The sequence below is a fragment of the Deltaproteobacteria bacterium genome, assembly GCA_020848745.1.
GTDB lineage: Bacteria > Desulfobacterota > Binatia > UTPRO1 > UTPRO1 > UTPRO1.
Map to the genome: position 1 here is coordinate 1 of JADLHM010000067.1, position 24538 is coordinate 24538.

The window sequence follows — 24538 nt, forward strand, 5'->3', positions numbered from 1 at the left end:
TGAAGTTGCGGCGTCCGACGTGCGCGACGCGCACGCGGTACGCCGCTGGGATCGCGAGGCCGACGTCGTCGTCGTCGGCCTCGGCTGCGCGGGGGCGTGCGCCGCGATCGAGTCCGCGGAGGCCGGCGCCGATACGCTCGTTCTCGAGCGCGCGGGCGGCGGCGGCGGAACCTCGGCGCTGGCGGGCGGGCTCATCTATCTCGGCGGCGGCACGCCGGTGCAGGAGGCCTGCGGTTATCACGACACGCCCGAGGCCATGGCCGCGTTCCTGACGGCCGCGTGTGGTCCCGAGACCGATCGGGCGAAGGTCGCGGTCTACTGCGAGGAAAGCGTCGCCCACTTCCACTGGCTCGAGGCGCACGGCGTGCCATTCAAGCGGAGCTTCTACCCCGAACCGTCGATGGAGCCGCCGACCGACGACTGCCTGGTGTTCTCCGGGGGCGAGGATGCGCATCCGTTCGATCGCCTCACGCCCCCGGTGCCGCGCGCCCACAAGCCGCAGCACCCGAACGCCGCCGGCGGCTTCCTCATGCAGCGGCTCGTCGCCGCGGCCGAGCGCAGCGGCGCCGCGATCGTCGCCGACGCGCGCGTCGACACGCTCGTCGTCGAGCGCGACGGCCGTGTCGCCGGCGTCGTCGCGCGCCATGACGGCCGCGAGCAAGTGGTGCGCGCCCGCCGCGCCGTGGTGCTCGCCGCGGGCGGCTTCATCCAGAACGACGCCATGCTGCGCCGCCACAGCCCGCTTCTCACGAAGTGCTCCTTCCGGCTCGGGGTCGAGGGCGACGACGGCCGCGCGATCCGCATGGCGATGGGCGCGGGTGCCGACGTGGCGCGCATGCACGCCGGCGAGGTCGCGGTGCCGATCACGCCGCCGCGCCGCCTGGTTCGCGGCATCCTCGTCACCTCCGCGGGCCAGCGCTTCATCAACGAGGACGCCTACTACGGACGCATCGGCCAAGAGGGCCTCTTCCGGCAGGACGGCCGCATGTTCCTGATCGTCGACACGGCGATCTACGAGCGGAACTCGGCCGGCTTCGAGGCGACCTTCGTCGAGGAGACGGTCGCCGATCTCGAGCGCGTCGGCGGCTTTCCCGAGGGCAGCCTGCAGCGCACCGTCGAGCTCTACAATCGCCACGCGGCGATCGGCGTGGACCCGCTCTTCCACAAGCACGCCCGCTTCCTGCAACCGCTCACCGCGGCGCCGTTCGCGGCGATCGACTGCAGCACCGACAAGGTCGTCTGGGCCACCTTCACCCTCGGCGGCCTGCGCACCCGCCCCGACGGCGCCGTGCTGCGGCCGGACGAGCAGGCGCTTCCCGGGCTGTTCGCCGCGGGCCGCACGACGAACGGCATCGCCGCGGAGGGCTACGTGAGCGGTATTTCCATCGGCGACGGCACCTTTTTCGGCCGCCGTGCGGGGCGCAACGCGGCGCGGGCTCGGTAGCGATCGCCACCGCCGGCGCCGAGACGGGGCCGGTCGAGGGTGCGCGGGCCGAGAGCAGGCCCGCGCACCCTTACGCGGTCTAGTAGACGATCACGGACCGCGCGACCTCACCCTTCTCCATCGCGTCGAACGCGCCGTTCACGTCCTCGAGCTTGATCTTCTTCGACACGAGCTCGTCGATCTTGAGGCGCTTCTGCATGTACAGGTCGATGAGGAGCGGCATGTCGCGGCGGACGTTGGCCGAGCCGTAGAGACATCCGAGGAGCGACTTCTCCTCGAGGGAGAGCATCATGCCCGGGATCTCGATGGTCTGACCCATGGGCACGACGCCGACGCACACGACCGCGCCGCCGCGCTTCACCGAGAGGTAGGCCTGCTGGATCAGGGCCGAGGTTCCCACGACCTCGAAGGCGTAGTCGACGCCGTGGCCGCCGGTGAGCTCCTTGATCGCGCTCGGCGCGTCGGCGTTGTCCTTCGCGTTCACGACGTCGGTCGCGCCGAACTGCTGCGCCATCTTGAGCTTGGACGGCGCCAGGTCGACGGCGATGATGCGCGCCGCGCCGCAGAGCGCGGCGCCCTGGATCACGTTCAGACCGACGCCACCGCAGCCGAACACCGCGACCGTCTGGCCCGGACGCACCTTGGCGGTGTTGATCGCCGCGCCGACGCCCGTCATGACGCCGCAGCCGACGAGGCACGCCACCTCGAGGGGCACGTCGTCGCGGACCTTGATGGCCGAGGTGGCGCGCACGATCGTGTGATCCGCGAACGATCCCACACCCGCCATGCGCGAGACGTCCGTGCCGCCCATCTCGAACACGGCCTCCTGCCCCAGCATCGCGGACTGGATCGCCTGCTCGCAGAGGTGGGTGCGCTCGTTCGCGCAGTAGTTGCACTTGCCGCAGTTCGCGACCCAGGCAAGCACGACATGATCGCCCGGCTTGAGGTCGGTCACGCCGGCGCCGACCTCCTCGACGATTCCCGCCCCTTCGTGGCCGAGCACGACGGGCGGCGGAACGGGGAGCTTCGCCTGCAGCACCGAGAGGTCGGAGTGGCAGACGCCGCTCGCCACCATCTTGACGGCGATCTCCCCCTCGCGGAGCGGCTTCAGCTTGAGCGACTCGACCTTGAGCGGCTCCATGAAATTGTGCATGACGGCGCCTTTGACCATGTGACGACTCCTTCCGAATGAGTTTGGGCCGGCGCCGGCGCGCCGTGCGAATGGAGCGCATTTCCTACACGATGCGCTGCGGTTTACAAAGACACCTCCCATCCTCTACGAGACGCGCTTCCGTGATGCCCCCGCACCAGATCGTGAGCTTCACCGGCCATGGCGGTCTCAGGCTCGCCGGCGACGCGTGGGGTGATCCGACCGCGGCTCCGGTGGTGCTGCTGCCGGGCGGTGGCCAGACGCGCCACTCGTGGCGGGGCACCGGCCGCGCGATCGCCCGCGCCGGCTGGTACGCGGTGTCCCTCGACGCGCGCGGTCACGGCGACAGCGCGTGGGCGGAGGACGGCGACTACACGATCGACGCCTTTGCCGCGGACCTGCGCGCGGTCGCGGCGGCGCTCGGCCGAGCGCCGGTCGTCGTCGGCGCGTCGCTCGGCGGCATCACGGCGCTGATCGCCGAGGGCGAAGCAACGGGCACGGCGGCCGCAATGGTGCTCGTGGACGTCGCGGCGAGGATCGAGGTCGCGGGCGCGGAGCGCGTACGCGCGTTCATGTCCGCGTTCCCGGACGGCTTCGCGAGCCTCGAGGAGGCGGCGGACGTGGTCGCGGCGTACCTCCCGCACCGGCCCCGCCCGCGCCAGCTCGCCGGCCTCACGAAGAGCCTCCGCCAAGGTCCCGACGGCCGCTGGCGCTGGCACTGGGATCCGCGCTTCCTCGGCGGCGCGCGACCGCCGTCGGACGTCGCCAATCCGCCGCGGCTCGCGGCGGCCGCCGCGGCCCTCACGGTGCCGACCCTTCTCGTCCGCGGCCAGCAGAGCGACGTGCTTTCCGAGGCAGGCGCGGCCGACTTCCTGCGGCTCGTGCCACACGCGCGCTACGTCGACGTGACGGATGCCGGCCACATGGTGGCCGGCGACCGCAACGACCGCTTCACCGACGCCGTCGTGGGCTTTCTCGCCGGACTGACGAACGGCAACCCGTGAAGGAGATCCGCCCATGAGTCCTCGACCCCCGCGGCCCTTCGCCGCGCCGCCGCTCCATGGACGCGGGGACGCATGCGCCGGCTGATCGGAATCGCCCTCCTGCTGGTCCTGCTGGCGGTCGCCGCGCAGGTCGTGCGCGTACTCTGGATCGGCGGGGTCTTCCGCCGCATCCACCCCCACGTCGCGGGCACGTGTCATCTCGTGCCCGGGCCCGTTGGCCCCGAGGACATCACCATCCACCCGCGGACCGGCATCGCGTATCTGTCGGCGAGCGACCGCCGCGGCATCTTGTCCGGGCGGCCGGCGCCGGGCGCCATCTGGGCCTACGATCTCACCGCCTCCGACGCGGCGCCCGTGAACCTCACCCCGCGCGCCGACGCCCGCTTCCAGCCGCACGGCATCAGCCTCTGGACCGGCTCCGACGGACGCGACGCGCTCTTCGTCGTGAACCACCCGGTCGACGACGACCCGCCGGCGCGGCACGCGATCGAGATCTTCGACGTCACCGATGGCGGCCTCCTGCACCGCGCCACGCTCACCGACCCGCTGCTCGTCATGCCGAACGACCTCGTCGCGGTCGGTCTCGACCGCTTCTACGTAACCAATACGCACGCGCACCGGCCGGGGACGATGCAGACGATCGAAACGTACCTGCAGCTCGCCGGCGCAGAGGTCGTCTTCTACGGGCCCGGCGGCTTCCGCTCCGCGATACCGGACCTCGTCTTCCCGAACGGCATCAACGTGAGCCCGGACGGGAAGCTGCTCTACGTCGCCTCGACCACCGGCCGAAGCGTCCGGGTCTACGACCGCGACCCGGGCAGCGAGGCGCTGGCGTACCGCCGCGCCATCCCGCTCGGCAGCGGGGTCGACAACATCGAGATCGCCGCCGACGGAACCCTCTGGGTGGCGGCGCACCCGAAGCCGCTGCGCGTCGGAGCGCATCGCGACGACCCGCAGACCCTGTCACCCTCGCAGGTGCTCCGTGTGACGCCCCGGGGCGACGTCGCCGAGGTCTATCTCGACGACGGCAGTACGATCTCGGGCGCGAGCGTCGCCGCCGTGCGCGGGAACCGCATGCTGATCGGCCAGATCTTCGACGAGGGTTTCCTCGACTGCGCACTCGCCGGCGGCACGGCGCCCTGAACAAAGTGCAACACGTTTCATTTTCCGGGGGTCGATGCTAGAGAGGCGCCCGGATCGCCGCTCGTGCCCCGTTTCCCCACGACACCCCCTACCGCCAGACCCGCCGATGGCCGATAAGCGCCGGACGCTGCCCGAGGTCGTCGCCGAGCTCCGCGACGGCATGACGATCGGGATCGGTGGCTGGGGCGCGCGCCGGAAGCCGATGGCGCTGGTGCGCGAGATCGTGCGCTCGCCGCTGCGCGATCTCACGATCGTGTCGTACGGCGGGCCCGACGTCGGCCTCCTCTGCGCCGCCGGTAAGGTGCGCCGGCTCGTCTTCGGCTTCGTCTCCCTGGATCTCATTCCCCTCGACCCCCATTTCCGGGCGGCGCGCCAGGCCGGCGGCCTGCAGGTGATGGAGCTCGACGAAGGCATGATCCAGTGGGGCCTGCGCGCCGCGATGCTGCGCCTCCCCTTCCTGCCGACGCGCGCGGGCCTGGCGACCGACGTGGAGCGCCTGCATCCGGAGCTCCGGACCGTCGTGTCGCCGTACGGCGATGGCGAGCGCCTGCTCGCGATGCCCGCCCTCGCGCTCGACGCCGCGCTCGTCCACGCCGACCACGCCGACGCGCGCGGCAACGCGCAGATCCTCGGCCCCGACCCGTACTTCGACGACCTCTTCTGCGGAGCCGCCCGCAAGCGTTACGTGACGTGCGAGCGCGTGGTCCCGACCGGGAGCTTCGCGGAGCACGGCTGCCTGCACACGCTCGTGCTCGACCGCGGCATGGTGGACGCCGTGGTCGAGGCGCCGCTCGGAGCGCATCCGACGTCGTGCACGCCGGCCTACGGCATCGACCTCGAGCACCTCAAGGTCTACGCCGCGGCGGCGACCCCCGAAGGATGGGCCGACTACCGCACGCGCTTCGTCGACGTCGGCGCGGCCGCGTATCTCGCCGCCGTCGGCGGCGCCGAGCGGGTCCGCGCGATCCCGCCGCCGATCTTCTGACCATGACGACCTCCGGCTACACGCTCGCCGAGCTCTGCATCACCGCCGCCGCCGAGGCGTGGCGCGGCGACGGCGAGGTCCTCGCCTCGGGTCTGGGGCTCGTGCCACGCCTCGCGGCCGGCCTGGCGCGGCTCACCTTCGGCCCCGACCTCATGATGACCGACGCCGAGTGCCTGCTCGTCGCCGAGCCGGTGCCGGTCGGCAAGCGGCCGGCCGGGTATCGCATGCCCGTCGAAGGCTGGCTGCCGTTCCGCAAGGTGTTCGATCTGCTCTGGAGCGGGCGCCGTCACGCCATGACGATGCCGACCCAGATCGACCGCTTCGGCACGATCAACATCAGCTACATCGGCGGCACGTTCGAGAAGCCCAAGGTGCAGCTCCTCGGCGTGCGCGGCATCCCGGGCAACACGATCAACCACCCGTGCAGCTTCTTCATCCCCGACCACTCGACCCGCGCGTTCGTCGAGCGCGTCGACATGGCGTCCGGTGCGGGCTACGACCCCGCGCGCTGGCAACCGGGCGTACGGCGCGACCTCCACGAGCTCCGCCTCGTCGTCACCAACCTGGCCGTGCTCGACTTCGGCGGCCCCGGCCACGCCATGCGCCTGCGTTCCGTCCATCCCGGCGTGAGCATCGAGCAGGTCGAAGCCGCGACGAGCTTCCCGCTCGCGCGCGCCGCCGACGTCGGGGAGACGCCGGCGCCGACCGAGGAGCAGCTGCGTCTCATCCGTACGGTCCTCGACCCGCACGACACGCGGGCGACCGTCTTCAAGAAATAGGAGCCCGCCGTGCCGATCCGTACCTCCGTCGCTGGCCGCATCGCTGAGGTCTTGCTCGACCATCCGCCCGTGAATGCCCTCGATAGCGCCGGCTGGGCGGAGCTCGCGCGGACGATTACCGAGATCGGCGGACGCGACGACGTGAGCGTCGTCCTCCTCGTGGCCGAAGGGCGCGGCTTCTGCGCCGGCGTCGACATCAAAGAGCTCGCGCGCGACGCGAAGCTCATCACCAAGGTCAACAAGGGCTGCTACGATGCCTTCGCCGCCATCCACGACTGCCCCGTTCCCGTCGTCGCCGCAGCCCATGGCTTCGTGCTCGGCGGCGGCATCGGCCTCGTCGGCTCGTGCGACGTGATCCTGGCCTCGGACGACGCGACATTCGGCCTCCCGGAGATCGATCGCGGCGCGCTCGGCGCGGCGTCGCACCTGCTGCGCATGTTCCCGATCCAGAAGGTGCGCAAGATGCTCTACACCGGCGAGCCGATCACCGCCGCCGAGGCGTACCGGCTCGGCGCCCTCGAGGCCGTCGTGCCGCGCCCCGACCTGCGGGCGACCGCCCGGGCGCTCGCCGCCAAGATCGCCGCCAAGAGCCCGAAGGCGCTCCGTCTCGCCAAGGAGTCGCTGAACGGCATCGAGCTCCTCGACCTCAAGAAGAGCTATCGCTTCGAGCAGGGGTTCACGCTCGAGCTCTACACCTCACCCGACTCCCAGGAGGCGCGCGACGCCTTCGTCCAGAAGCGCGGCGCGACGTTCACCGACCAAGGGAAGTAGCGCACCGGATGGACCTGACCTTCACGCCCGAGCAGGATGCCTTCCGTGCCGAGGCGCGCGCCTGGCTCGCCGCGCACGTGCCGGAGAGGCCCCTCCCCTCGATGGACACCGCCGAGGGATTCCGGCTGCACCGGGAGTGGGAGCGCGTGCTCCACGACGGCGGCTACGCGATGGTTTCGTGGCCGGTCGCGTACGGCGGACGCGGCTGCAATCTGATCGAGTGGCTCATCTTCGAGGAGGAGTACTGGAGCGCGGGCGCCCCCGGGCGCGTCAATCAGAACGGCATCTTCCTCCTCGGACCGACGCTCATGGAGTTCGGCACGCCCGAGCAGAGAGCCCGCTACCTGCCGAAGATGGCGCGAAGCGAAGAGGTCTGGGCGCAGGGATGGTCGGAGCCGAACGCCGGCAGCGACATGGCCGCGATCCGCACGAGCGCGCGCCTCGACGGCGACCAGTACGTGCTGAACGGCCAGAAGACCTGGTGCTCGCGCGCGGCGTTCGCGGACTGGATCTTCTGCCTCGTCCGCACCGATCCGAAATCGGAGCGCCACAGGGGCTTGAGCTTCATCCTGGTGCCGCTCGACACGCCCGGCGTACGTGTCCGGCCGATCCCGCAGCTCGACGGCGAGACCGGCTTTGCCGAGGTGTTCTTCGACGAGGCCCGCGTCCCGCGCGCCAATCGTCTCGGCGAGGAGCACCAAGGCTGGAAGATCGCGATGGCGACGGCGGGTTTCGAGCGCGGCCTCATGTTGCGGAGCCCGGCGCGCTTCCAGGCGACGGCTCGCCGCCTGCGCCGTCTCTGGGAGGCCCGCGGCGCGGACGCCGATCCGGCGCTCCGCGACCTGGTGGTGCGCGCGTGGATGGACGCGGAAGCCTATTCGCTTTCGACCTACGCGACGGCGTCCCGCCTCATCGCCGGCGGCTCGATCGGCGCCGAGGCGAGCCTCAACAAGATCTTCTGGTCCGAGATGGACGTCCGCATGCACGAGACCGCCCTCGCGCTGCTCGGCGCCGACGCGGGCTTCTTGCCGCCCGTGGCGCCGCCGGAGGCGGCGGGCTGGCTCGACGGCTTCTTGTTCTCGCTCGCCGGACCCATCTACGCCGGCACGAACGAGATCCAACGCAACGTGATCGCCGAGCGCGTCCTCGGCTTGCCGCGGGACTGAGGCGCCGATGCACTTCGCCTTCGACGACGAGCACCTCCGGTTCCGGGACAGCGTCCGCGGCGTGCTGGATCGGCTGTGCACGCCGGCGGCCGTACGCCGGGTCTGGGAGGACCCGCACGCGCACGACGCGGGCCGCTGGCGCGCCCTCGCGGAGCTCGGCCTCCTCGGCCTGCTCGTGCCGGAGCGCGCGGGCGGACTCGGGCTCGACGAAGTGGCGCTCGTGCTGGCGCTCGAGGAGACCGGCCGCGCGGCGCTGCCCGAGGCCGTCGTCGACACGGCGCTCGTGGCCGTGCCGCTGCTCGCGGGGCTCGAAGACCGAGCCTTCGCCGATCCCTGGCTCGGCCGTATCGCGGCGGGCGAGGTCGTGGTGGGCGTCGGCTGCCCGCCGAACCCGTGGGTCGCGCACGCCGACGTGGCGGAGCTCCTGCTGCTCGTCGACCGGGACGAGATCCACGCGCTTCCCCGCGCGGAGGTCCGGAGCGAGCCCCTGCCCCATCTCGACGGGGCGCAACGGCTGTTCCGCGTCACGTCGGCGCCGTCGGCGCGCACGCGGGTCGCGGCCGGCGCCCACGGCCGCCGCCTCCACGCGGCGGCGGTCGACCGCGGCGCCCTCGGCACCGCGGTCCAGCTGCTCGGCGTCGCCGCACGGCTCATCGACGAAGCCGTCCGCTACGCGCGGCAGCGCGAGCAGTTCGGCCGTGCGATCGGCGGCTTCCAGGCCATCAAGCACATGCTCGCGAACGCGCAGGTGCGCCTCGAGTTCGCGCGACCGGTCGTGTACCGGGCGGCCTTCGGGGTCGCCCGCGACCTTTCCACCCGCGGCCGCGACGTATCGCACGCCAAGCTGGTCACGGCCGACGCCGCGACCTTCGCGGCGCGCACCGCGCTCCAGGTCCACGGCGCGATCGGCTACACCTGGGAGGTGGACCTCCACGTCTGGATGAAGCGTGCCTGGGCCCTCGAAACGGCGTGGGGTACGAGCAGTTGGCACCGCGGCCGCGTCGCCTCGGCCGTACTGGACTCGCAGGAGGACGCATCGTGAAAACCAAGGTGTCGGCGCGTGAGGGCTGGTTCGACGCGAATCCGGAACGACCCCGTTTGATCGGCAGCCGTTGCCGCTCGTGCCGAAGCTATTTCTTTCCGCAGGAGGCGTTCGCCTGTCGGAACCCCTCCTGCGGCAGCAGCGAGCTCGAGGACGTGCCGCTCTCCGCGACCGGGACCCTCTGGTCGTACACCGACAACCACTATCAGCCGCCGGCGCCCTATGTCTCGCCCGATCCGTTCGTGCCGTACGCGATTGCGGCGGTGGAGCTCGCCGACGAGCAGATGGTCGTCCTCGGGCAGGTCGCGAACGGCGTCGCGACCGCGGACCTGAAGGTCGGCATGCGCATGGACCTCGTCGCGGAGACGCTCTACGCGGACGACGCCACGGAGTACCTCGTCTGGAAATGGACCCCGGCCGCGTCCTCGGAGCGGGCCGATCGGAGTCGGCCGTGAGCGAACGCAAGGTCGCGGTGCTCGGGGTCGGCATGCACCCCTGGGGCAAATGGGGCAAGAACTTCGTCGAGTACGGCGTCGCCGCGGCGCGGGCCGCGCTCGCCGACGCCGGCCTCCAGTGGAAGGACGTGCAGTTCGTCGCCGGCGGCGAGACGATCCGCAACGGGTATCCCGGCTTCATCGCGGGCGCCTCGATCGCCCAGGCCCTCGGGTGGTCGGGCGCGCAGGTGACGAGCTGCTACGGGGCATGCGCCGCCGGCTCGCAGGCCGTGAGCGTCGCGCGCGCCCACATCCTCGCGGGCAATTGCGACGTCGCGCTCGTCGTCGGCGCCGACACGACGCCGAAGGGCTTCTTCGCTCCCCAGGCCGGCGAGCGCGGCACCGATCCCGACTGGCTGCGCTTCCGGCTCCTCGGCGCGACGAACCCGGTCTACTTCGCGCTCTACGCCCGCCGCCGCATGGCGCTCTACGGCGCGACCGACCGCGACTTCGCCAAGGTCAAGGTGAAGAACGCAAGGCACGGGCTCGAGAATCCCTACGCCCGCTACCGGAAGCTCGTCACCGAGGAGGAAGTGCTCGCGTCGCCGATGGTCTCCGATCCGCTCCGCCTCCTCGAGATCTGCGCCACGAGCGACGGCGGCGCGGCCATCGTGCTCACGAGCATGGAGTACGCCCGCAAGCACGCGACCAATCCCGTGACGATCTCGGCGGTCTCGACGGTCACGCCGCGCTATCCGAGCACGGTGATCGAAATGCCGAACTTCGCGACCGACTCCGCGGCGACCGTGCCTCCGCCGCCGGTCGCCTTCCGCGACTCGATCGCCGCCGCCGCCTACGAGCAGGCCGCCATCGGTCCCGAGGACGTGAACGTCGCCGAGGTCTACGACCTCTCCTCGGCTCTCGAGCTCGACTGGTACGAGAACATCGGGCTCTGTCCTCCCGGAGCCGCCGAGAAGCTCCTGAACGACGGCGTGACCACGATCGGAGGCCGCGTACCCGTCAATCCGAGCGGCGGCCTCTCGTGCTTCGGGGAAGCGATCCCGGCCCAGGCGATCGCGCAGGTCTGCGAGCTCACCTGGCAGTTGCGCGGACAGGCCACGGGCCGCCAGGTCGAGGGCGCGAAGGTCGGCGTGAGCGTCAACCAGGGGCTCTTCGGGCACGGCTCCTCGGTGGTCGTGCAACGCTAGTCCCCTCGCCTATCTCGCGCCGGCGCCGCCGTGCGCGCGTCCGCGCGCTGAGGCGTTCCCTCACTCCACGCCCGAGCCTCACCGACACGGACCGCGCCGTACGCCTGGCGTCCCGGACCGTTCTCCGTTACACCTGCACGGTTTTCGACTGATCCCGACGGGAGGCTTCCCATGGCAGAGGCGTACATCATCGACGCAGTCCGAACCCCGGTCGGCCGCCGCCGCGGCGGCCTCGCGGCCGTCCATCCGGCCGACCTCGGCGGGCACGTGCTGCGCGCGCTCGTCGAGCGGACGGGCGTCGACCCGGAGGCGGTCGAGGACGTGATCTTCGGCTGTGTCGATACGATCGGACCGCAGGCCGGCGATGTCGCCCGGACGTGCTGGCTCGCGGCGGGGCTGCCCGACGGCGTACCCGGGACCACCATCGACCGGCAGTGCGGATCGGCGCAGCAAGCGGTGCACTTCGCCGCCCAGGGCGTCATGAGCGGCACGGCCGACCTGCTGATCGCCGGCGGCGTCCAGAACATGAGCATGATCCCGATCTCCTCGGCGATGCTCGCCGGTGAGGCGTACGGGTTCGCCGATCCCTTCTCGACCTCCGAGGGATGGCAGAAGCGCTACGGCACGCAGGAGGTGTCCCAGTTTCGCTCGGCGGAGATGATCGCCGAGAAGTGGGACTGCACGCGCGAGGACATGGAGCGCTTCGCCCTCGAGAGCCATCGGCGGGCGCTCCGCGCGATCGACGAAGGGCGCTTCGCCCGCGAGATCGTACCGCTCGCCGGCGTGAGCGCCGACGAGGGCCCGCGCCGCGACACCTCGCTCGAGAAGATGGCGACGCTGAAACCGCTGCGCGAAGGCGGACGTCTCACCGCCGCCGTATCGAGCCAGATCTCCGACGCGGCCGCCGCGATCTTGATCGCGTCCCCGCGCGCGGTGAAGGAGCACGGGCTCACGCCGCGCGCGCGCATCCACCACATGAGCATCCGCGGCGCCGACCCGGTGTGGATGCTCACCGCCCCCATCCCGGCCACGGCCTGGGCCTTCGAGAAGGCCGGCATGACGAAGGACGACATCGACCTGGTCGAGATCAACGAGGCCTTCGCCTCGGTCGTCCTCGCCTGGCAGAAGGAGACCGGCTTCGATCCGGCGAAGGTGAACGTGAACGGCGGCGCCATCGCGCTCGGCCATCCGCTCGGCGCGACCGGCGCGCGCCTCATGACGACGCTCCTTTGCGAGCTCGAGCGCACCGGCGGGCGGTACGGCCTGCAAACCATGTGCGAGGGCGGCGGCCAGGCGAACGTCACCATCATCGAGAGGCTCTGACCATGGCCGGGATCTGCGACGGACGGGTCGTCCTCGTCACCGGCGCCGGGCGCGGCATCGGCCGGGCCCATGCCCTCGCCTTCGCGGCCGAGGGCGCGCGGGTGGTCGTGAACGACATCGGCACCGCGCTCGACGGGCGCGGCGAGGCCACGACCGGCCCGGCGGCGGAGGTGGTCGAGGCCATTCGCGCCGCGGGCGGCCATGCGGTCGCCAACGGCGACGACGTGGCGGACTGGACGGGCGCCGGGCGTCTGGTGCAGACCGCCATCGATGCGTTCGGGCGGCTCGACGTGGTCGTCAACAATGCCGGCTTCGTCCGTGACCGCATGTTCGTGAGCACCTCGGAGGAGGAGTGGGACGCGGTCGTGCGCGTCCACCTGAAGGGCCACTTCTGCGTCGCGCGCCACGCGACCGCGCACTGGCGGGACCGCGCCAAGACGGGCGACAAGCTCGACGCCCGCATCGTCAACACGAGCTCCGGCGCCGGCCTGCAGGGGTCGATCGGCCAGTCGGCCTACTCGGCCGCGAAGGCGGCCATCGCGGCGCTGACGCTGGTCCAGGCGGCGGAGCTCCGCCGCTACGGGATCACCGCCAACGCGATCGCGCCCGCGGCGCGGACGCGGATGACCGAGACGGTCTTCGCGGAGATGATGGCGAAGCCGGCCGAGGGATTCGACGCGATGGCCCCCGAGAACGTCGCGCCGCTGGTGGTGTGGCTCGGCAGCGCCGAGTCGCGCGACGTGACGGGCCAGATCTTCGAGATCGCCGGCGGCAAGCTGAACGTCGCCGACGGCTGGCACACCGGGATCGGCGTCGACCAAGGCGCGCGCTTCGCGCCGAGCGAGCTCGGCCCGATCGTGCGCGACCTCCTCGCCAAGGCGACCCCCGCCCAGAAGGTCTACGGTTCCTGAGCCCGCCGCGCCGCCCGCACCCAGGCCGATGAACTTCGCCCTCGACGAGCAGCAGCGTCAGCTCCGCGACACGGCACGCGCCTTCCTCGCCGCGCACGCCGGCCCGGCGGAGGTACGCGCCGCGATGACGACGGAGCGCGGCTTCGATCCCGGGCTCTGGCGGCGCATCGCCGGCGAGATGGGGTGGCCGGCGGTCGTCGTCCCCGAGGAGCACGGAGGGCTCGGCCTCGGACAGGTCGAGCTGATGGTCCTCATGGAGGCGATGGGCGCGGCGCTGCTCTGCGCCCCCTTCTTTTCGACCGTCTGCCTCGGCGCGAACGCGCTCGTCGTCGGCGCGACTCCCGAGCAACGCGCGCGCTGGCTTCCCGGCATCGCCGCGGGCACAACGACTGCGGCCCTCGCCCACACGGAGCCGGACGGCCGGTGGGACGCGGACGGCGTCCGCGCGCTCGCGCGCGTCGACGGCGGAGACGTCGTGCTCTCCGGCACGAAATCCTACGTGGTCGACGGACACACGGCGGACCTTCTGTTGATCGCGGCGCGCGCGCCCGGAACCACCGGCGCGGAGGGCGTCGCGCTGTACCTCGTGCCGGCGACCACGCCCGGGCTCGGACGCCGCGCCCTCGCCACGCTCGACCAGACGCGACGGCTCGCAGAGATCGTGCTCGACGACGTGCGCGTGCCGAAGGACGCCGTGCTCGGCGGCGAGCCGCAGGGGTGGGAGGCGCTCGCGGCGACCCTGCGGCTCGCGACCGTCGCGCTCGCGGCCGAGCAGGTGGGCGGCGCCGAGCGCTGCCTCGACCTCGCCGTGGCCTATGCCGGCGAGCGCGTCCAGTTTGGGCGCCCGATCGGCTCGTTCCAGGCGATCAAGCACAAGTGCGCCGACATGCTGATGCGCGTCGAAGCCGCCCGCTCGGCGACGTACTATGCCGCCTGCACGGCCGAGGAGCGCGGCCCCGAGCTCGCCGTCGCCGCTTCCCTCGCCAAGGCTTACGCCTCGGACACCTACTTCCAATGCGCCGCCGACTGCATGCAGGTCCATGGCGGCGTCGGGTTCACCTGGGAGTACGACGTGCACCTCTATTTCAAGCGCGCCAGATCGAGCGAGTCGCTGCTCGGCGATGGACGCCATCACCGCGAGCTCGTCGCCCGCTACCTGGCCCTCTGAAGGCGGCGGCCACCGGCCTCGGGCGCGCCGCCCGGAGCTCCTGCCGTTCACCGCAGTGGGCCCGGAAATTCCGTAGCCGTCGCGCCGCGGTTCGTGGTAGGCACGGCGGAGATCTACGCCCCGAGGAGGCCGTTTCCGATGTCGCTCCCCCGTCGCATCCCGCTCGTCGTCGCGTTCCTGCTCGCCTTCGCCATGCTCGCCGCCGCCGGCCCCTCCAGGGCGTCGGCCGCATGCGCCGGCGATTGCGGCGCCGACCTCGCTACCGTCCCCAAAACCGTCGAGAAGTTCGTGAAGGCACGCTGGAAGGCGGTGCTTGCCTGCGGGAAGAAGGCGAAGCCGACATGTCCGGCGACGTGTCCCCGCCCGGACGGCACGGCGGACCCGTATTTGCTCTCTGCGAGCTGCGCGGCGCTCGTCGCCTGCAACCTCGACGCGCTCGCGGAGAACGCGTACGACGCCACCTGGGACGACGCCAACGCCTGCGCCAGCGCCGCGGCGACGCCCTGCGGCAACGTACGCGCCGCGACCGCCGGAAAGCTCGTGTCCACCAAGCTCACCCGGCGGCGCGCCAACAAGATGAACGCCTTCCCGAAGGACGTGGCGAAGTGCGCCGCCAAGATCGCCAAGGTCCCCAGCTGCGATCCGGGCATCTGCGATGACGCGCCCGACTGGATCGACGCCATCTTCCCGCTCGCGATCTCGCCGACGGGCCATCAGGCCCTGCCCTTCACGGTCGCGGCACCCGGCGAGGGCGTCGCGACCCTCACGATCGCGACGATCGGCACCGACTGGGGCACCAAGGACAGCGAGTCGGTGGTCGTGAGCTACGATCTGGACGGAACGCCGCTCGGTCAGCTCGTGCTCTACGGCGGCGCCGCACCGACGGAGTATCGCGTGCTCCTCGGCGCGCTCGCCGCCGGCGACCACGTGATCGGGATCCACCCGGAGAAGGCGCTGAGCCCGAACCCGAAAGCGCCGGTGTCGGTGACGGCCGCGGCGGCGGTCGAAGCGATCCCGAGCGGCGACCCGCGCTACGATTTCACCCGCTACGCCCCGATCCTCCTCGGCATCGACGACGACGAGAACCGCTTTCCGCAGCATCCCGGCTACGCGCGCAGCGACGTACCCCTCATCGCGTACGCAAAGCCGATCCCGCAGGTCGGCTACACGACGTACCGCTACGTACTGATCTGGTCGAACGAGGATTTCGGCACGGGCGTCTATCCCGACGTGCTGATGGCCCGCTACGGCCGTACGACGGACATCGAGGGCATCGTCGAGGTCGACGTCGACGGCAGCGGCGCGCTGCTACAGACCCGCTACCGGCCCGACGAGAGCGGCGTGCTGCCCGTGTTCGCCGGAAGCTATCGCGGCACCCATCCGATCGTCCGCGTCGCCACGGGCAATGGTCTCGTCGAGGACGACGGCGTCTCCACACTCGCCTTCGGCATCGCCCCATACGAGTTCGACGATGCCGGGGTGCCGCGCGAGCTCGGCATGGACCTCGATCCGATCTCCTACGCCATCATGGCGAAGGAGATGGTCCGCGAGGGCAAGACCGAGCCGAACCCGAACGCCTCGTCGAAGATGCTGAGCGACGCCCGCAACTACCTCTTCGTGGACTACGACATCGACGTGAGCGTAAGCGGCCAGGTGTTGCGCGGCATCGCGACGATCGCCGGCACCACCTACTATTCCGACCACAACCAACCGATCGCCGGCTTGAGCCCGCGGGTGCCCGAGGGCATCGGTCGTCTGGCGATCGAGGTTCCGACCGGGACGCAGATCGGCGACATCGAATCGTACGGTCTGCGGGGCGTCGGTACGATGTCGGGAACGCTGGCGAGCGCCCGCGCCTTCCTCCTCGATGTCGGCTACCTCCCCGGACCGGATCACACCTACGTCGGCCCGCAGTTCCAGAGCGGCACCAACCCGTCGTGGGTCGTCACGCCCTGAACGCGTTCGCCACGACCGAGCCCGATCGCCGCATACGCTCGCGCGCAGCCATGCGCGCGAGACGCATCACGGCGACGGTTCCGTGAAATCCGCCCGGATCCCCCACCAGTCGCGGCGGCGCCGCGGCGCGAGGAGCCCAACGAGATGTACATCGCCTACACCGAGGACCAGGAGAAGCTGCGCCGCGACCTGCGGGACTACTACGCGGAGCTGCTGACGCCGCGGATCCGTGAGGAGCTGCACCAGGGGCGCGGCGTCGGTCCCACCATGCGCGCCGTCGTGAAACGCATGGGCGCCGACGGCTGGCTCGGCATCGGCTGGCCGAAGGAGTACGGCGGCCAGGGCCGCTCGCAGGTCGAGCAGTTCATCTTCTTCGACGAGTCGATGCGCGCGGGCGCTCCCGTCCCGATGCTCACCATCAACACCGTCGGCCCGACGATCATGCGTCACGGGACCGAGGACCAGAAGCGTTTCTTCCTGCCCCGCATCCTGAAGGGGGAGATCCACTTCTGCATCGGCTACACCGAGCCGCATGCCGGCACCGACCTGGCTTCGCTCAAGACGCGCGCCGTCCGCGACGGCGACGAGTACGTGCTCAACGGCCAGAAGATCTTCACGAGTCTGGCAAGCGACGCCGACTACATGTGGCTCGCCGTCCGTACGAATCCCGACGCTCCGAAGCACGAAGGCATCTCGATGCTCGCGATCGACGTGAAGACACCTGGCATCCGCATCGACCCCATGCACCTGCTCTCCGAGCACGACATCAACACCGTCTTCTTCGACGACGTGCGCGTGCCGGCGACGAGCCTCGTCGGCAAGGAGAACGCCGGCTGGCGCTTGATCACGAGCCAACTGAACCACGAGCGGGTGACGCTCTGCTCGGCGGGACTCTTGGCGCAGGCCTACGAGGAAGTCGTCGCGTGGGCGCGCGACACGCGGCGCCCCGAGGGCGGGCGCGTGATCGATCACGAGTGGGTCCAGATCGGGCTCGCGCGCGTCGCCGCCGGGCTCGAGTTCCTCCGCCTCATCAACTGGAAGGTCGCGTGGACGGGAACGCAGGGCCGCCTCGACGTCGCCGACGCCTCGACCATCAAGGTCTTCGGCACGGAGTTCTACCTCGAAGCGTTCCGCGTCCTCATGGAGATCGTCGGGCCGCGCGCGTACCTTTGCCGCGGCTCGCGCGATGCCGTCGGCGTGGCGCGCCTCGAGATGCTCTATCGGAGCCTCCTCATCCTGACGTTCGGCGGCGGCACGAACGAGGTCCAGCGCGACCTGATCGGCATGTTCGGCCTCGGCCTGCCCCGCATGCCCCGCTTCTGAAAGGATCGTTCATGGACTTCTCGTTCAGCGACGAGCAGCAGCAGATCGCGGAGCTCGCCAAGCGCGTCTTCACCGACCATGCGTCCCACGAGCGCGTCCGTCAGATCGAGCGCGCCGGCGGGCCGCGCTTCGACCGGGACCTCTGGACGGAGGTCGCCAAGGCCGGCCTGCTCGGCATCGCGGTGCCGCAGGTGCACGGTGGCGCGGGCCTCGGCTTCCTCGAGGTCGCGCTCATCCTCGAACAGATGGCGCGCGCCGCCGCACCCATCCCGCTCCTCGAAACGATCGTGACGGGCGCCCTGCCCCTCGCCGAGTACGGCACGCCCGCCCAGCAGAGCGCATGGCTGCCGAAAGTCGTCGAGGGCGCGGCGATCCTCACCGCTGCGCTCACGGAGGACCAAGCGGACCTGGGGCGGCCGACGACGACCGCGCGCAAGGACGGAGCGAGCTGGCGTATTTCGGGCGTCAAGACCTGCGTGCCGGCGGGCGACCTCGCCGACCTCGTCCTCGTACCCGCCACCCTCGACGGCAAGGTCGTCGTGTTCCTCGTCGAGGCCGCCATGCCCGGGCTCCGCACCTGGCCCCTCCTCACGACGAGCGGACAGCCGGAGGCCCGCATCGAGCTCGACGACGTCCGGGTCGGCAGCGACGCCGTGCTCGGCACGACGGCCACGGGCGGCGAGACGCTCGCGTGGATCGAGGAGCGCGCGACGACGGCGCTCGCCTGCGTCGCCCTCGGCGTGTGCGAGCAGGCGCTCGCCCTCACCAGTGACTACGCGAAGAACCGCAAGCAGTTCGAGCAACCCATCGCGATGTTCCAGGCGGTCGGACAACGACTCGCGGACGCCTACGTGGACGTGGAGGCGATCCGCCTCACGACGTGGCAAGCGGCGTGGCGGATCTCCGCCGGTCTCCCCGCCGCGTCCCAGGTCGCGATCGCGAAGTACTGGGCGGGAGCCGGCGGCCAACGCGTGGTCCACACCGCGCAGCACCTCCACGGCGGCATGGGCGTCGACCGGGACTACCCGCTGCATCGCTATTTCCTCTACGCCAAGCAGCTCGAGCTCCAGCTCGGCGGCGCGACGACGCAACTCCGGAAGCTCGGACGCCTGATCGCCGCGGAGGCCGACGCCCAGGCCGCGCGGTGAATGGCACACGCAGGTATCGGTTGACATCGGGTCGATCGGCCTTACCTCGGGACGCATGTCGACTTTGCGCCTGATCGCCCTCGACGACACCGTCGTCTTTCCAGGCATGACCGTCACCTTGCCGATCGACGTCGGCGAGGAGTCCCGCGTGTTTCTGGTGCCCCGTCACGGCACCGACTACGCCCGCGTCGGCACGGTCGCGGACGTCGTGGAGAAGATCCGGCTGCCCGGCCGCGGCTACGCGGCGCTGCTCACCGGCCGCCACCGCGGCATCGCGGGCGCCGCCCAGCCCGATGCGACCGGCGGCCTGCGGGTCGCCGTGCAGCAGGCGAGCGACGTCACGCCGCCGCCTTCGCGCACGATCGACCTCGAGCGCGAGTATCGCGCCGTCGTCCACGAGATCCTCGAGCTGCGCGAGGCCGACGAGCGCGTGAGCCAGTTCGTGCGCTCGATCACGGAGCCGGGCACGCTCGCCGACACCGCGGGCTATTCGCCCGACCTCGCGTTCGCTCAGAAGGTCGAGATCCTCGAGACCCTCGACGTCGTCGAGCGTCTCGAGCTCTCGCTGCGCCTGCAGCGCGAGCGGCTGGCCGAGCTGCAGGTGCGCAAGCGTATCCGCGAGGACGTCGAATCCGGCGCCCAGAAGCAACAGCGCGACCACCTGCTCCGCCGGCAGATGGACTCCATCCGGAAGGAACTCGGCGAGGACGACTCCGCCGTCGTCGACGACTACCGCGAGAAGATCGCCACCGCCGGTATGCCCGACGCCGTGCGCGAGCAGGCCGAACGCGAGCTCGCCCGCCTCGACAAGATGCCCGAGGGTCACGGCGAGTCGTCGATGATCCGGACCTACCTCGACTGGCTGCTCGCGGTGCCCTGGGCCAAGCGCTCCGAGGAGCGCCTCGATCCCGTCCACGCCCGGGAAGTCCTCGACGCCGATCACGCGGGTCTCGACGACGTGAAGAAGCGCATCACGGAGTACCTCGCGGTGCGGAAGCTTCGCGCCGAGCGCGGCGTTCCCGAGGATCGTCGGTCGGGCGTGATCCTGACCCTCATCGGCCCTCCCGGCACGGGCAAGACCTCGATCGGCGAGTCGATCGCCAAGGCGACGGGACGGAAGTTCGTCCGCATGTCGCTCGGCGGCGTACGCGACGAGGCGGAGATCCGCGGTCACCGCCGCACCTACATCGGGGCGATGCCGGGTCGGCTCGTCCGCGCCCTCCGCGACGCCGGAACCATGAACCCGGTCATCCTGCTCGACGAGGTCGACAAGATCGGGGCCGACTGGCGGGGTGATCCCGCGGCAGCGCTTCTCGAGGTGCTCGATCCGGCGCAGAATCACTCCTTCCGCGACCATTACCTCGACGTGGAGCTCGACCTGTCGCACGTCTTGTTCTTGGCGACCGCCAACGTCGCCGACACCATCCCCGGTCCGCTGCTCGACCGCATGGAGGTCATCCGTTTCGACGGCTACACCGTCGAGGAGAAGGTGGCGATCGCGCGCGACTATCTCTGGCCGCGCCAGGTCGAGCGGAACGGCCTTCGCCCCGAAGAGGCGGCGATCGACGACGCCCATCTCCGCCTGGTGATCAACGACTACACCCGCGAAGCGGGCGTGCGGCAGCTCGAGCGCGAGCTCGGCACCCTGCTCCGCAAGGTCGCCACCGAGATCGCCTCGGCGACGGTGATACCGCCGGTCGCGGTCGACGAGACTCGCGTGCGCGACGCCCTCGGGCGTGCGAAGTTCTTCCAGGAGGCGGCGAGCCGCACGGCGGTTCCAGGCGTGGCGACCGGCCTCGCGGTCACCGGCGTCGGCGGCGATGTGCTCTTCGTCGAGGCCGCGTCGATGCAGGGGTCCGAGGGCCTGACGCTCACCGGCCAGCTCGGCGACGTGATGAAGGAGTCGGCCCGGATCGCGCTCACCTGGGTGCGGAGCCATGCCGACGAGCTCCGTATCGATCCGCAGGCCTTTCGCCGGCGTGAATTCCACGTGCACGTTCCCGCGGGCGCCATGCCGAAGGACGGCCCGAGCGCGGGCATCACGCTCGTGACCGCCATCGCGTCGCTCATGACCGGGAGACCGGTGAAGCACACCGTCGGCATGACGGGCGAAATCACGCTCCAGGGTCGCGTGCTGCCAATCGGCGGCCTCAAGCAGAAGGTGCTGGCGGCACACGCGGCGGGGCTCACTGACGTGATCCTGCCGGAGCGCAACCGCGGCGACCTCGACGAGGTGCCGGCGGATGTGCGGGCGCAGATGACTTTTCATCCGGTGGCGACGATCGGCGAGGTGCTGAAACTCGCCCTCGAGCCTCCGGTCGCCGCAGCCGTTGCGGCGTAGCTTTCGAGCGGGCGTTCCCCCACTCGATTCGGTGACAGGTCGGGTGGGGGTCGCTCCTCGGCTCCGAGCCGCTCCCACCCGGCGCTGAGGGCCCGCCGCTGGCTCCATGCTTCGGGGTCAAGCGAGCTGTCCGTCGCCTCACAGCAACCCCCACCCGCCCCACGGAACGCCTGAAGGGCCCCGATCGGGGCCGGCGCGCGTCAGTACAGCCGCCCGACGAGGTGCGTGAGCGCGTCGAGCAGGAAGAGCAGCAGCATTCCGGCCGCCAACGCCTCGACGGCGACGCGCCGCAGCGGCCAGTCGTCGCGCGCGCGCTCGTCGAGCCGGTAGATCATCGGGAAGCTCACCACGAAGTACGTCGCGTAGAAGAGCGACCCCCAGCGCAGCATGCGCGGCAGGTCACGATAGGTGAACTGCTCCGCGATCGCTCCATCCGTCATCGCGAAGGTCTCGGCCCATGCGAACCCGTAGGCTGCCACCCCCACCGCGATCGGCCAGAGCCACGGAGCGCTCGAGCCGAGATCGGACGTTCGGATACGCCGCAACACGATGACCCCGAGCGTGTGGTACGTCACGAAGTAGAAGTGCGCCGACGGGTACATGATGAACGGCACCGTCTGCGCGCCCGAGCCGAGGAGCGCCGAATCCAGGCGCCACGAAAGCTGCGGGTACGTGTAGACCATGCCCAGCACGTCGAAGAAGTACTCGCTGCCGAAGTAGCTGCCGACGCCGGCGTAGATCCCGATCCATACGTTGAACTTGCACCAGTACGCACGCCACCACGGTCGACCGAGGGCGCGCTCGTCGTGGAGGAGCGCCGGCACGACCACGAGCGGCGCCCAGATCGCGACCATCGCGAGGTTCAGGCCGAGGTCTCCCCAACGCCGGCCGGCACCGGTCACCATGAGGGCGCCCATCGGCGCAATCCAGAACGGCGTGTACGCGAGGAAAAACTTCTCGCCCCACGCCTTGCTCGGGTTCGGAGAGAACCACCGCGGGCCGCCCGCGGCGGCGGCGACCGACGGCTCCAGCGCGAGCGCGGCGCCGCGCACCCTCAGGCTCCGTGCTTCACGTGACCGGGCATCACCTCACCCCCCATCACGCGCTCGATCCGTCTCTGCATGCCCGCGCCGAGCTTCCCGGCCTGGATCAGCTCCATGAAGCACGCCATCGCGTTTCCGAAGTCGAAGAAGTCGCGCTGCCAGCACCACCGGTAGTCGCCGGCGTAGCGGAACCAGGAGCCGCCGACGCCCTTGATCTCGTAGCGCGAGCCGTCGTCGCGCGTGGCCGGCGCGACCTGTCGCCAGAACGCGACGACCTCGCCGCGCTGCTCGTCGATGAGAACGGCATCGTAGGGATACTCCCAACCTTCGAGGCCTTCCATCTCGCTCCCCATGACCCAGTCGCGGATCTGTGTCCGGCCGCGCGCGACGAAGTCCTCGTTGGGGCCGAGGTTCCACGTGTACTCGGCCTCCTCCGTGTAGTGGTCCGCGAGCCCGCGCCAGTCGCCGGCGGCCTCCGCGTCCTCGTTGGCCTTGAGCCAGCGGCGCATCATCTCTTCCATCTCGCTGCGGGGAAACGCGGGCATATGGATCTCCTCTCGATCAGGCGTCTTCGACGGTGATGGCGCGCGTGGGGCAGTGCTTGGCGGCGGCGGCCACGCGGACGCGGCCCTCCGCCGGAACCTCCGCCTGCAGCAGGTCGACCGCCGTGCGCCGAGCGTTCAAGCGGAACACCTCCGGGGCCTCCGACACGCAGACGGCGTGGCCCTGACAGAGGCCGAGATCGACGCGCACGCGCGCCGCTCCGGCGGTGCGGGTGGCCGTCGTCGCCGCGGGGCGCGCGTCCGGGCCGGGGACGACGTCGGCGCGCCGTCGGTACCGGACGCGGCAGGGCTGCCGCACCTGGACGACCATCTTCGTGTAGTCCGGACCGTAGGCATCGGGCGGGTCGACGAGTTCGAAGGTGAAGCGGTGCAAGAGGCTCATGGTGATGGCCTTCAGCTGCATGATCGCGAACGCGGACCCCGAGCAGCGGTGGTGTCCGCCTCCGAACGGGATCCACGCGAACGGGGCCTCGTCCTCCTCCCGCCCCGGATCGTAGCGACCCGGGTCGAAGCGCTCGGGATCGCGGAAGAGCTCGGGGATCCGATGCGACACCGCCGGCGAGATCGCGACGAGCTTTCCGGCGGGAATCGTCACCCCTTCGACCGTGAAGTCCTCGACCACACCCCGCATCAGGATCACCAGCGGCGGATGGAGCCGCAACACCTCCTTCAAGACGGACTCGAGAACCGGCACTTCGCGAAAGGCTTGGTACGTGAGCGCCCCATCGCGCGCGTAGAGGGCGTCGACCTCTTCGACGACCCTGGCCGCCCACTCGGGATGGCGCGCCAGCTCGATGATGGTCCACGCTTCGGTTCCCGAGCTGGTGTGGTGTCCGGCGAACATCGCCGCCGTGAGGATTCCGGTGATCTCGTTCGGCGTGAGAGGCGTCCCGTCCGAGTAGCGCGACTCCATCAGCACCTGGAGCGCGTCCTGCGCCTCGACCTTCGCGGCGCGCCGCTGATCGATGATGGCGCTGATCATCTCGAGCAGGCGAGCCCGCGCGCGGTCGCGCCGCCGAAACACGGGTAGCGGCAGATACGGATTCACGTACGCGATCGCGTTCACGCCCTTCTCGAGATCGCCGTACACGCGGGCGAACTCTTCGTTCAAGTTACGGCGGAACTCCGATCCGAGCAGACAGTGGCTCGACGTGTACGTCGTCAGCTCGGCCGTGAACTCGAGGAGGTCGATGTCCCCTCGCTCGCTCCAGCCGGCCACCATGCGCTCGACCTCCTCGGTGAAGATACCGGCATAGGTGCGCATGTTCCGGTCGCGAAGCGCCGGCATGAGGATGCGGAGCTGCTCGTTCAGGCGCTCCGGCGGCGCGTCGAAGACGACCCCTTCTCCGAAGACGGGGGTCATCATCCGGTAGGCGATCTTCTGGCTGAGCTGCTCGTCCGGCGCGCGACAGAACGCTTCCTGTGCCGCCGGACCCGAGAGCAGGACCACGCGCTTGTTCAGCATCCGGAACTCGCCGACCGGTCCGCACGCCGCACGCACCTGCTGCATCATCGCGACCGGATCACGCGCGAACTTCGCCATGTGTCCCAGGAGCGGAAACGCTCCCGGGAAGCGCGGCAGGGCGCCGCGCGCTCCGACCGACGTTCGCGTTTCGGCAGCGATCTCGGACATCAC

General features: G+C 70.9%; 21 protein-coding genes. 17 read left to right on the forward strand and 4 right to left on the reverse strand.

What is annotated here, in order from left to right:
• Positions 1-19 precede the first annotated feature (19 nt).
• Positions 20-1444, forward strand: a complete 1425-nt coding sequence (locus IT293_10185; GenBank protein ID MCC6765020.1) for an FAD-dependent oxidoreductase — start codon at positions 20-22, stop codon at positions 1442-1444.
• A 79-nt stretch (positions 1445-1523) separates the two neighbouring features.
• Here the strand turns inward: IT293_10185 and IT293_10190 are convergent, their stop codons facing one another.
• Entirely contained in the window at positions 1524-2615 is a 1092-nt protein-coding gene (locus IT293_10190; protein MCC6765021.1) for a Zn-dependent alcohol dehydrogenase, read from the reverse strand.
• A 125-nt stretch (positions 2616-2740) separates the two neighbouring features.
• On the opposite strand from IT293_10190, the gene IT293_10195 reads away from it, so the two are divergent.
• The 16 genes from IT293_10195 to lon all read left to right on the forward strand — a co-directional run bounded on the left by IT293_10195 (position 2741) and on the right by lon (position 21296).
• Positions 2741-3598: an alpha/beta hydrolase gene (locus tag IT293_10195; GenBank protein MCC6765022.1), complete on the forward strand. Its 858-nt coding sequence runs from the start codon at positions 2741-2743 to the stop codon at positions 3596-3598.
• A 72-nt stretch (positions 3599-3670) separates the two neighbouring features.
• Positions 3671-4741, forward strand: a complete 1071-nt coding sequence (locus IT293_10200; GenBank protein ID MCC6765023.1) for a strictosidine synthase family protein — start codon at positions 3671-3673, stop codon at positions 4739-4741.
• Between the two features lie 106 nt (positions 4742-4847).
• Positions 4848-5726, forward strand: a complete 879-nt coding sequence (locus IT293_10205; GenBank protein ID MCC6765024.1) for a CoA transferase subunit A — start codon at positions 4848-4850, stop codon at positions 5724-5726.
• A 2-nt stretch (positions 5727-5728) separates the two neighbouring features.
• The gene (locus IT293_10210; protein MCC6765025.1) at positions 5729-6505 is read left to right on the forward strand and encodes a ketoacid CoA transferase; all 777 of its coding nucleotides are present in this window, start codon (positions 5729-5731) and stop codon (positions 6503-6505) included.
• Between the two features lie 9 nt (positions 6506-6514).
• Complete coding sequence (locus IT293_10215) at positions 6515-7276, forward strand: enoyl-CoA hydratase family protein (protein MCC6765026.1); 762 nt, start codon at positions 6515-6517, stop codon at positions 7274-7276.
• A gap of 8 nt (positions 7277-7284) precedes the next feature.
• Positions 7285-8442, forward strand: coding sequence for an acyl-CoA dehydrogenase family protein (locus tag IT293_10220; GenBank protein ID MCC6765027.1), 1158 nt, complete (start codon positions 7285-7287; stop codon positions 8440-8442).
• 7 nt (positions 8443-8449) lie between these two features.
• A complete protein-coding gene (locus tag IT293_10225) occupies positions 8450-9484 on the forward strand; it encodes an acyl-CoA dehydrogenase family protein (GenBank protein ID MCC6765028.1) in 1035 nt (344 codons plus the stop codon).
• Positions 9481-9939 carry an OB-fold domain-containing protein gene (locus tag IT293_10230; protein ID MCC6765029.1) on the forward strand — a complete coding sequence of 153 codons (459 nt, stop codon included), beginning with the start codon at positions 9481-9483 and terminating at the stop codon, positions 9937-9939. The genes IT293_10225 and IT293_10230 overlap by 4 nt, the downstream gene beginning before the upstream one ends.
• Positions 9891-11126 carry a lipid-transfer protein gene (locus tag IT293_10235; GenBank protein ID MCC6765030.1) on the forward strand — a complete coding sequence of 412 codons (1236 nt, stop codon included), beginning with the start codon at positions 9891-9893 and terminating at the stop codon, positions 11124-11126. The genes IT293_10230 and IT293_10235 overlap by 49 nt, the downstream gene beginning before the upstream one ends.
• Before the next feature lie 171 nt (positions 11127-11297).
• Positions 11298-12449: an acetyl-CoA C-acetyltransferase gene (locus IT293_10240; GenBank protein MCC6765031.1), complete on the forward strand. Its 1152-nt coding sequence runs from the start codon at positions 11298-11300 to the stop codon at positions 12447-12449.
• Between the two features lie 2 nt (positions 12450-12451).
• Positions 12452-13360: an SDR family oxidoreductase gene (locus tag IT293_10245; GenBank protein MCC6765032.1), complete on the forward strand. Its 909-nt coding sequence runs from the start codon at positions 12452-12454 to the stop codon at positions 13358-13360.
• 28 nt (positions 13361-13388) lie between these two features.
• On the forward strand, positions 13389-14528 hold the full coding sequence (locus tag IT293_10250) for an acyl-CoA/acyl-ACP dehydrogenase (GenBank protein ID MCC6765033.1): 1140 nt from the start codon (positions 13389-13391) through the stop codon (positions 14526-14528).
• A 138-nt stretch (positions 14529-14666) separates the two neighbouring features.
• The gene (locus tag IT293_10255) at positions 14667-16484 is read left to right on the forward strand and encodes a hypothetical protein (GenBank protein MCC6765034.1); all 1818 of its coding nucleotides are present in this window, start codon (positions 14667-14669) and stop codon (positions 16482-16484) included.
• Positions 16485-16628: 144 nt separating this feature from the next.
• A complete protein-coding gene (locus IT293_10260; protein MCC6765035.1) occupies positions 16629-17807 on the forward strand; it encodes an acyl-CoA dehydrogenase family protein in 1179 nt (392 codons plus the stop codon).
• A gap of 11 nt (positions 17808-17818) precedes the next feature.
• Positions 17819-18955, forward strand: a complete 1137-nt coding sequence (locus IT293_10265; GenBank protein MCC6765036.1) for an acyl-CoA/acyl-ACP dehydrogenase — start codon at positions 17819-17821, stop codon at positions 18953-18955.
• Positions 18956-19010: 55 nt separating this feature from the next.
• Entirely contained in the window at positions 19011-21296 is a 2286-nt protein-coding gene (lon, locus tag IT293_10270) for an endopeptidase La (protein ID MCC6765037.1), read from the forward strand.
• 200 nt (positions 21297-21496) lie between these two features.
• Here the strand turns inward: lon and IT293_10275 are convergent, their stop codons facing one another.
• The 3 genes from IT293_10275 to IT293_10285 are packed head-to-tail and all read right to left on the reverse strand — an operon-like array spanning position 21497 to position 24535.
• Positions 21497-22348 (reverse strand): hypothetical protein, encoded by an 852-nt coding sequence (locus tag IT293_10275; GenBank protein ID MCC6765038.1) that lies wholly within the window; start codon positions 22346-22348, stop codon positions 21497-21499.
• A gap of 2 nt (positions 22349-22350) precedes the next feature.
• The gene (locus IT293_10280) at positions 22351-22884 is read right to left on the reverse strand and encodes a nuclear transport factor 2 family protein (GenBank protein MCC6765039.1); all 534 of its coding nucleotides are present in this window, start codon (positions 22882-22884) and stop codon (positions 22351-22353) included.
• A gap of 16 nt (positions 22885-22900) precedes the next feature.
• A complete protein-coding gene (locus IT293_10285) occupies positions 22901-24535 on the reverse strand; it encodes a cytochrome P450 (GenBank protein ID MCC6765040.1) in 1635 nt (544 codons plus the stop codon).
• Between the last annotated feature and the right edge of the window lie 3 nt (positions 24536-24538).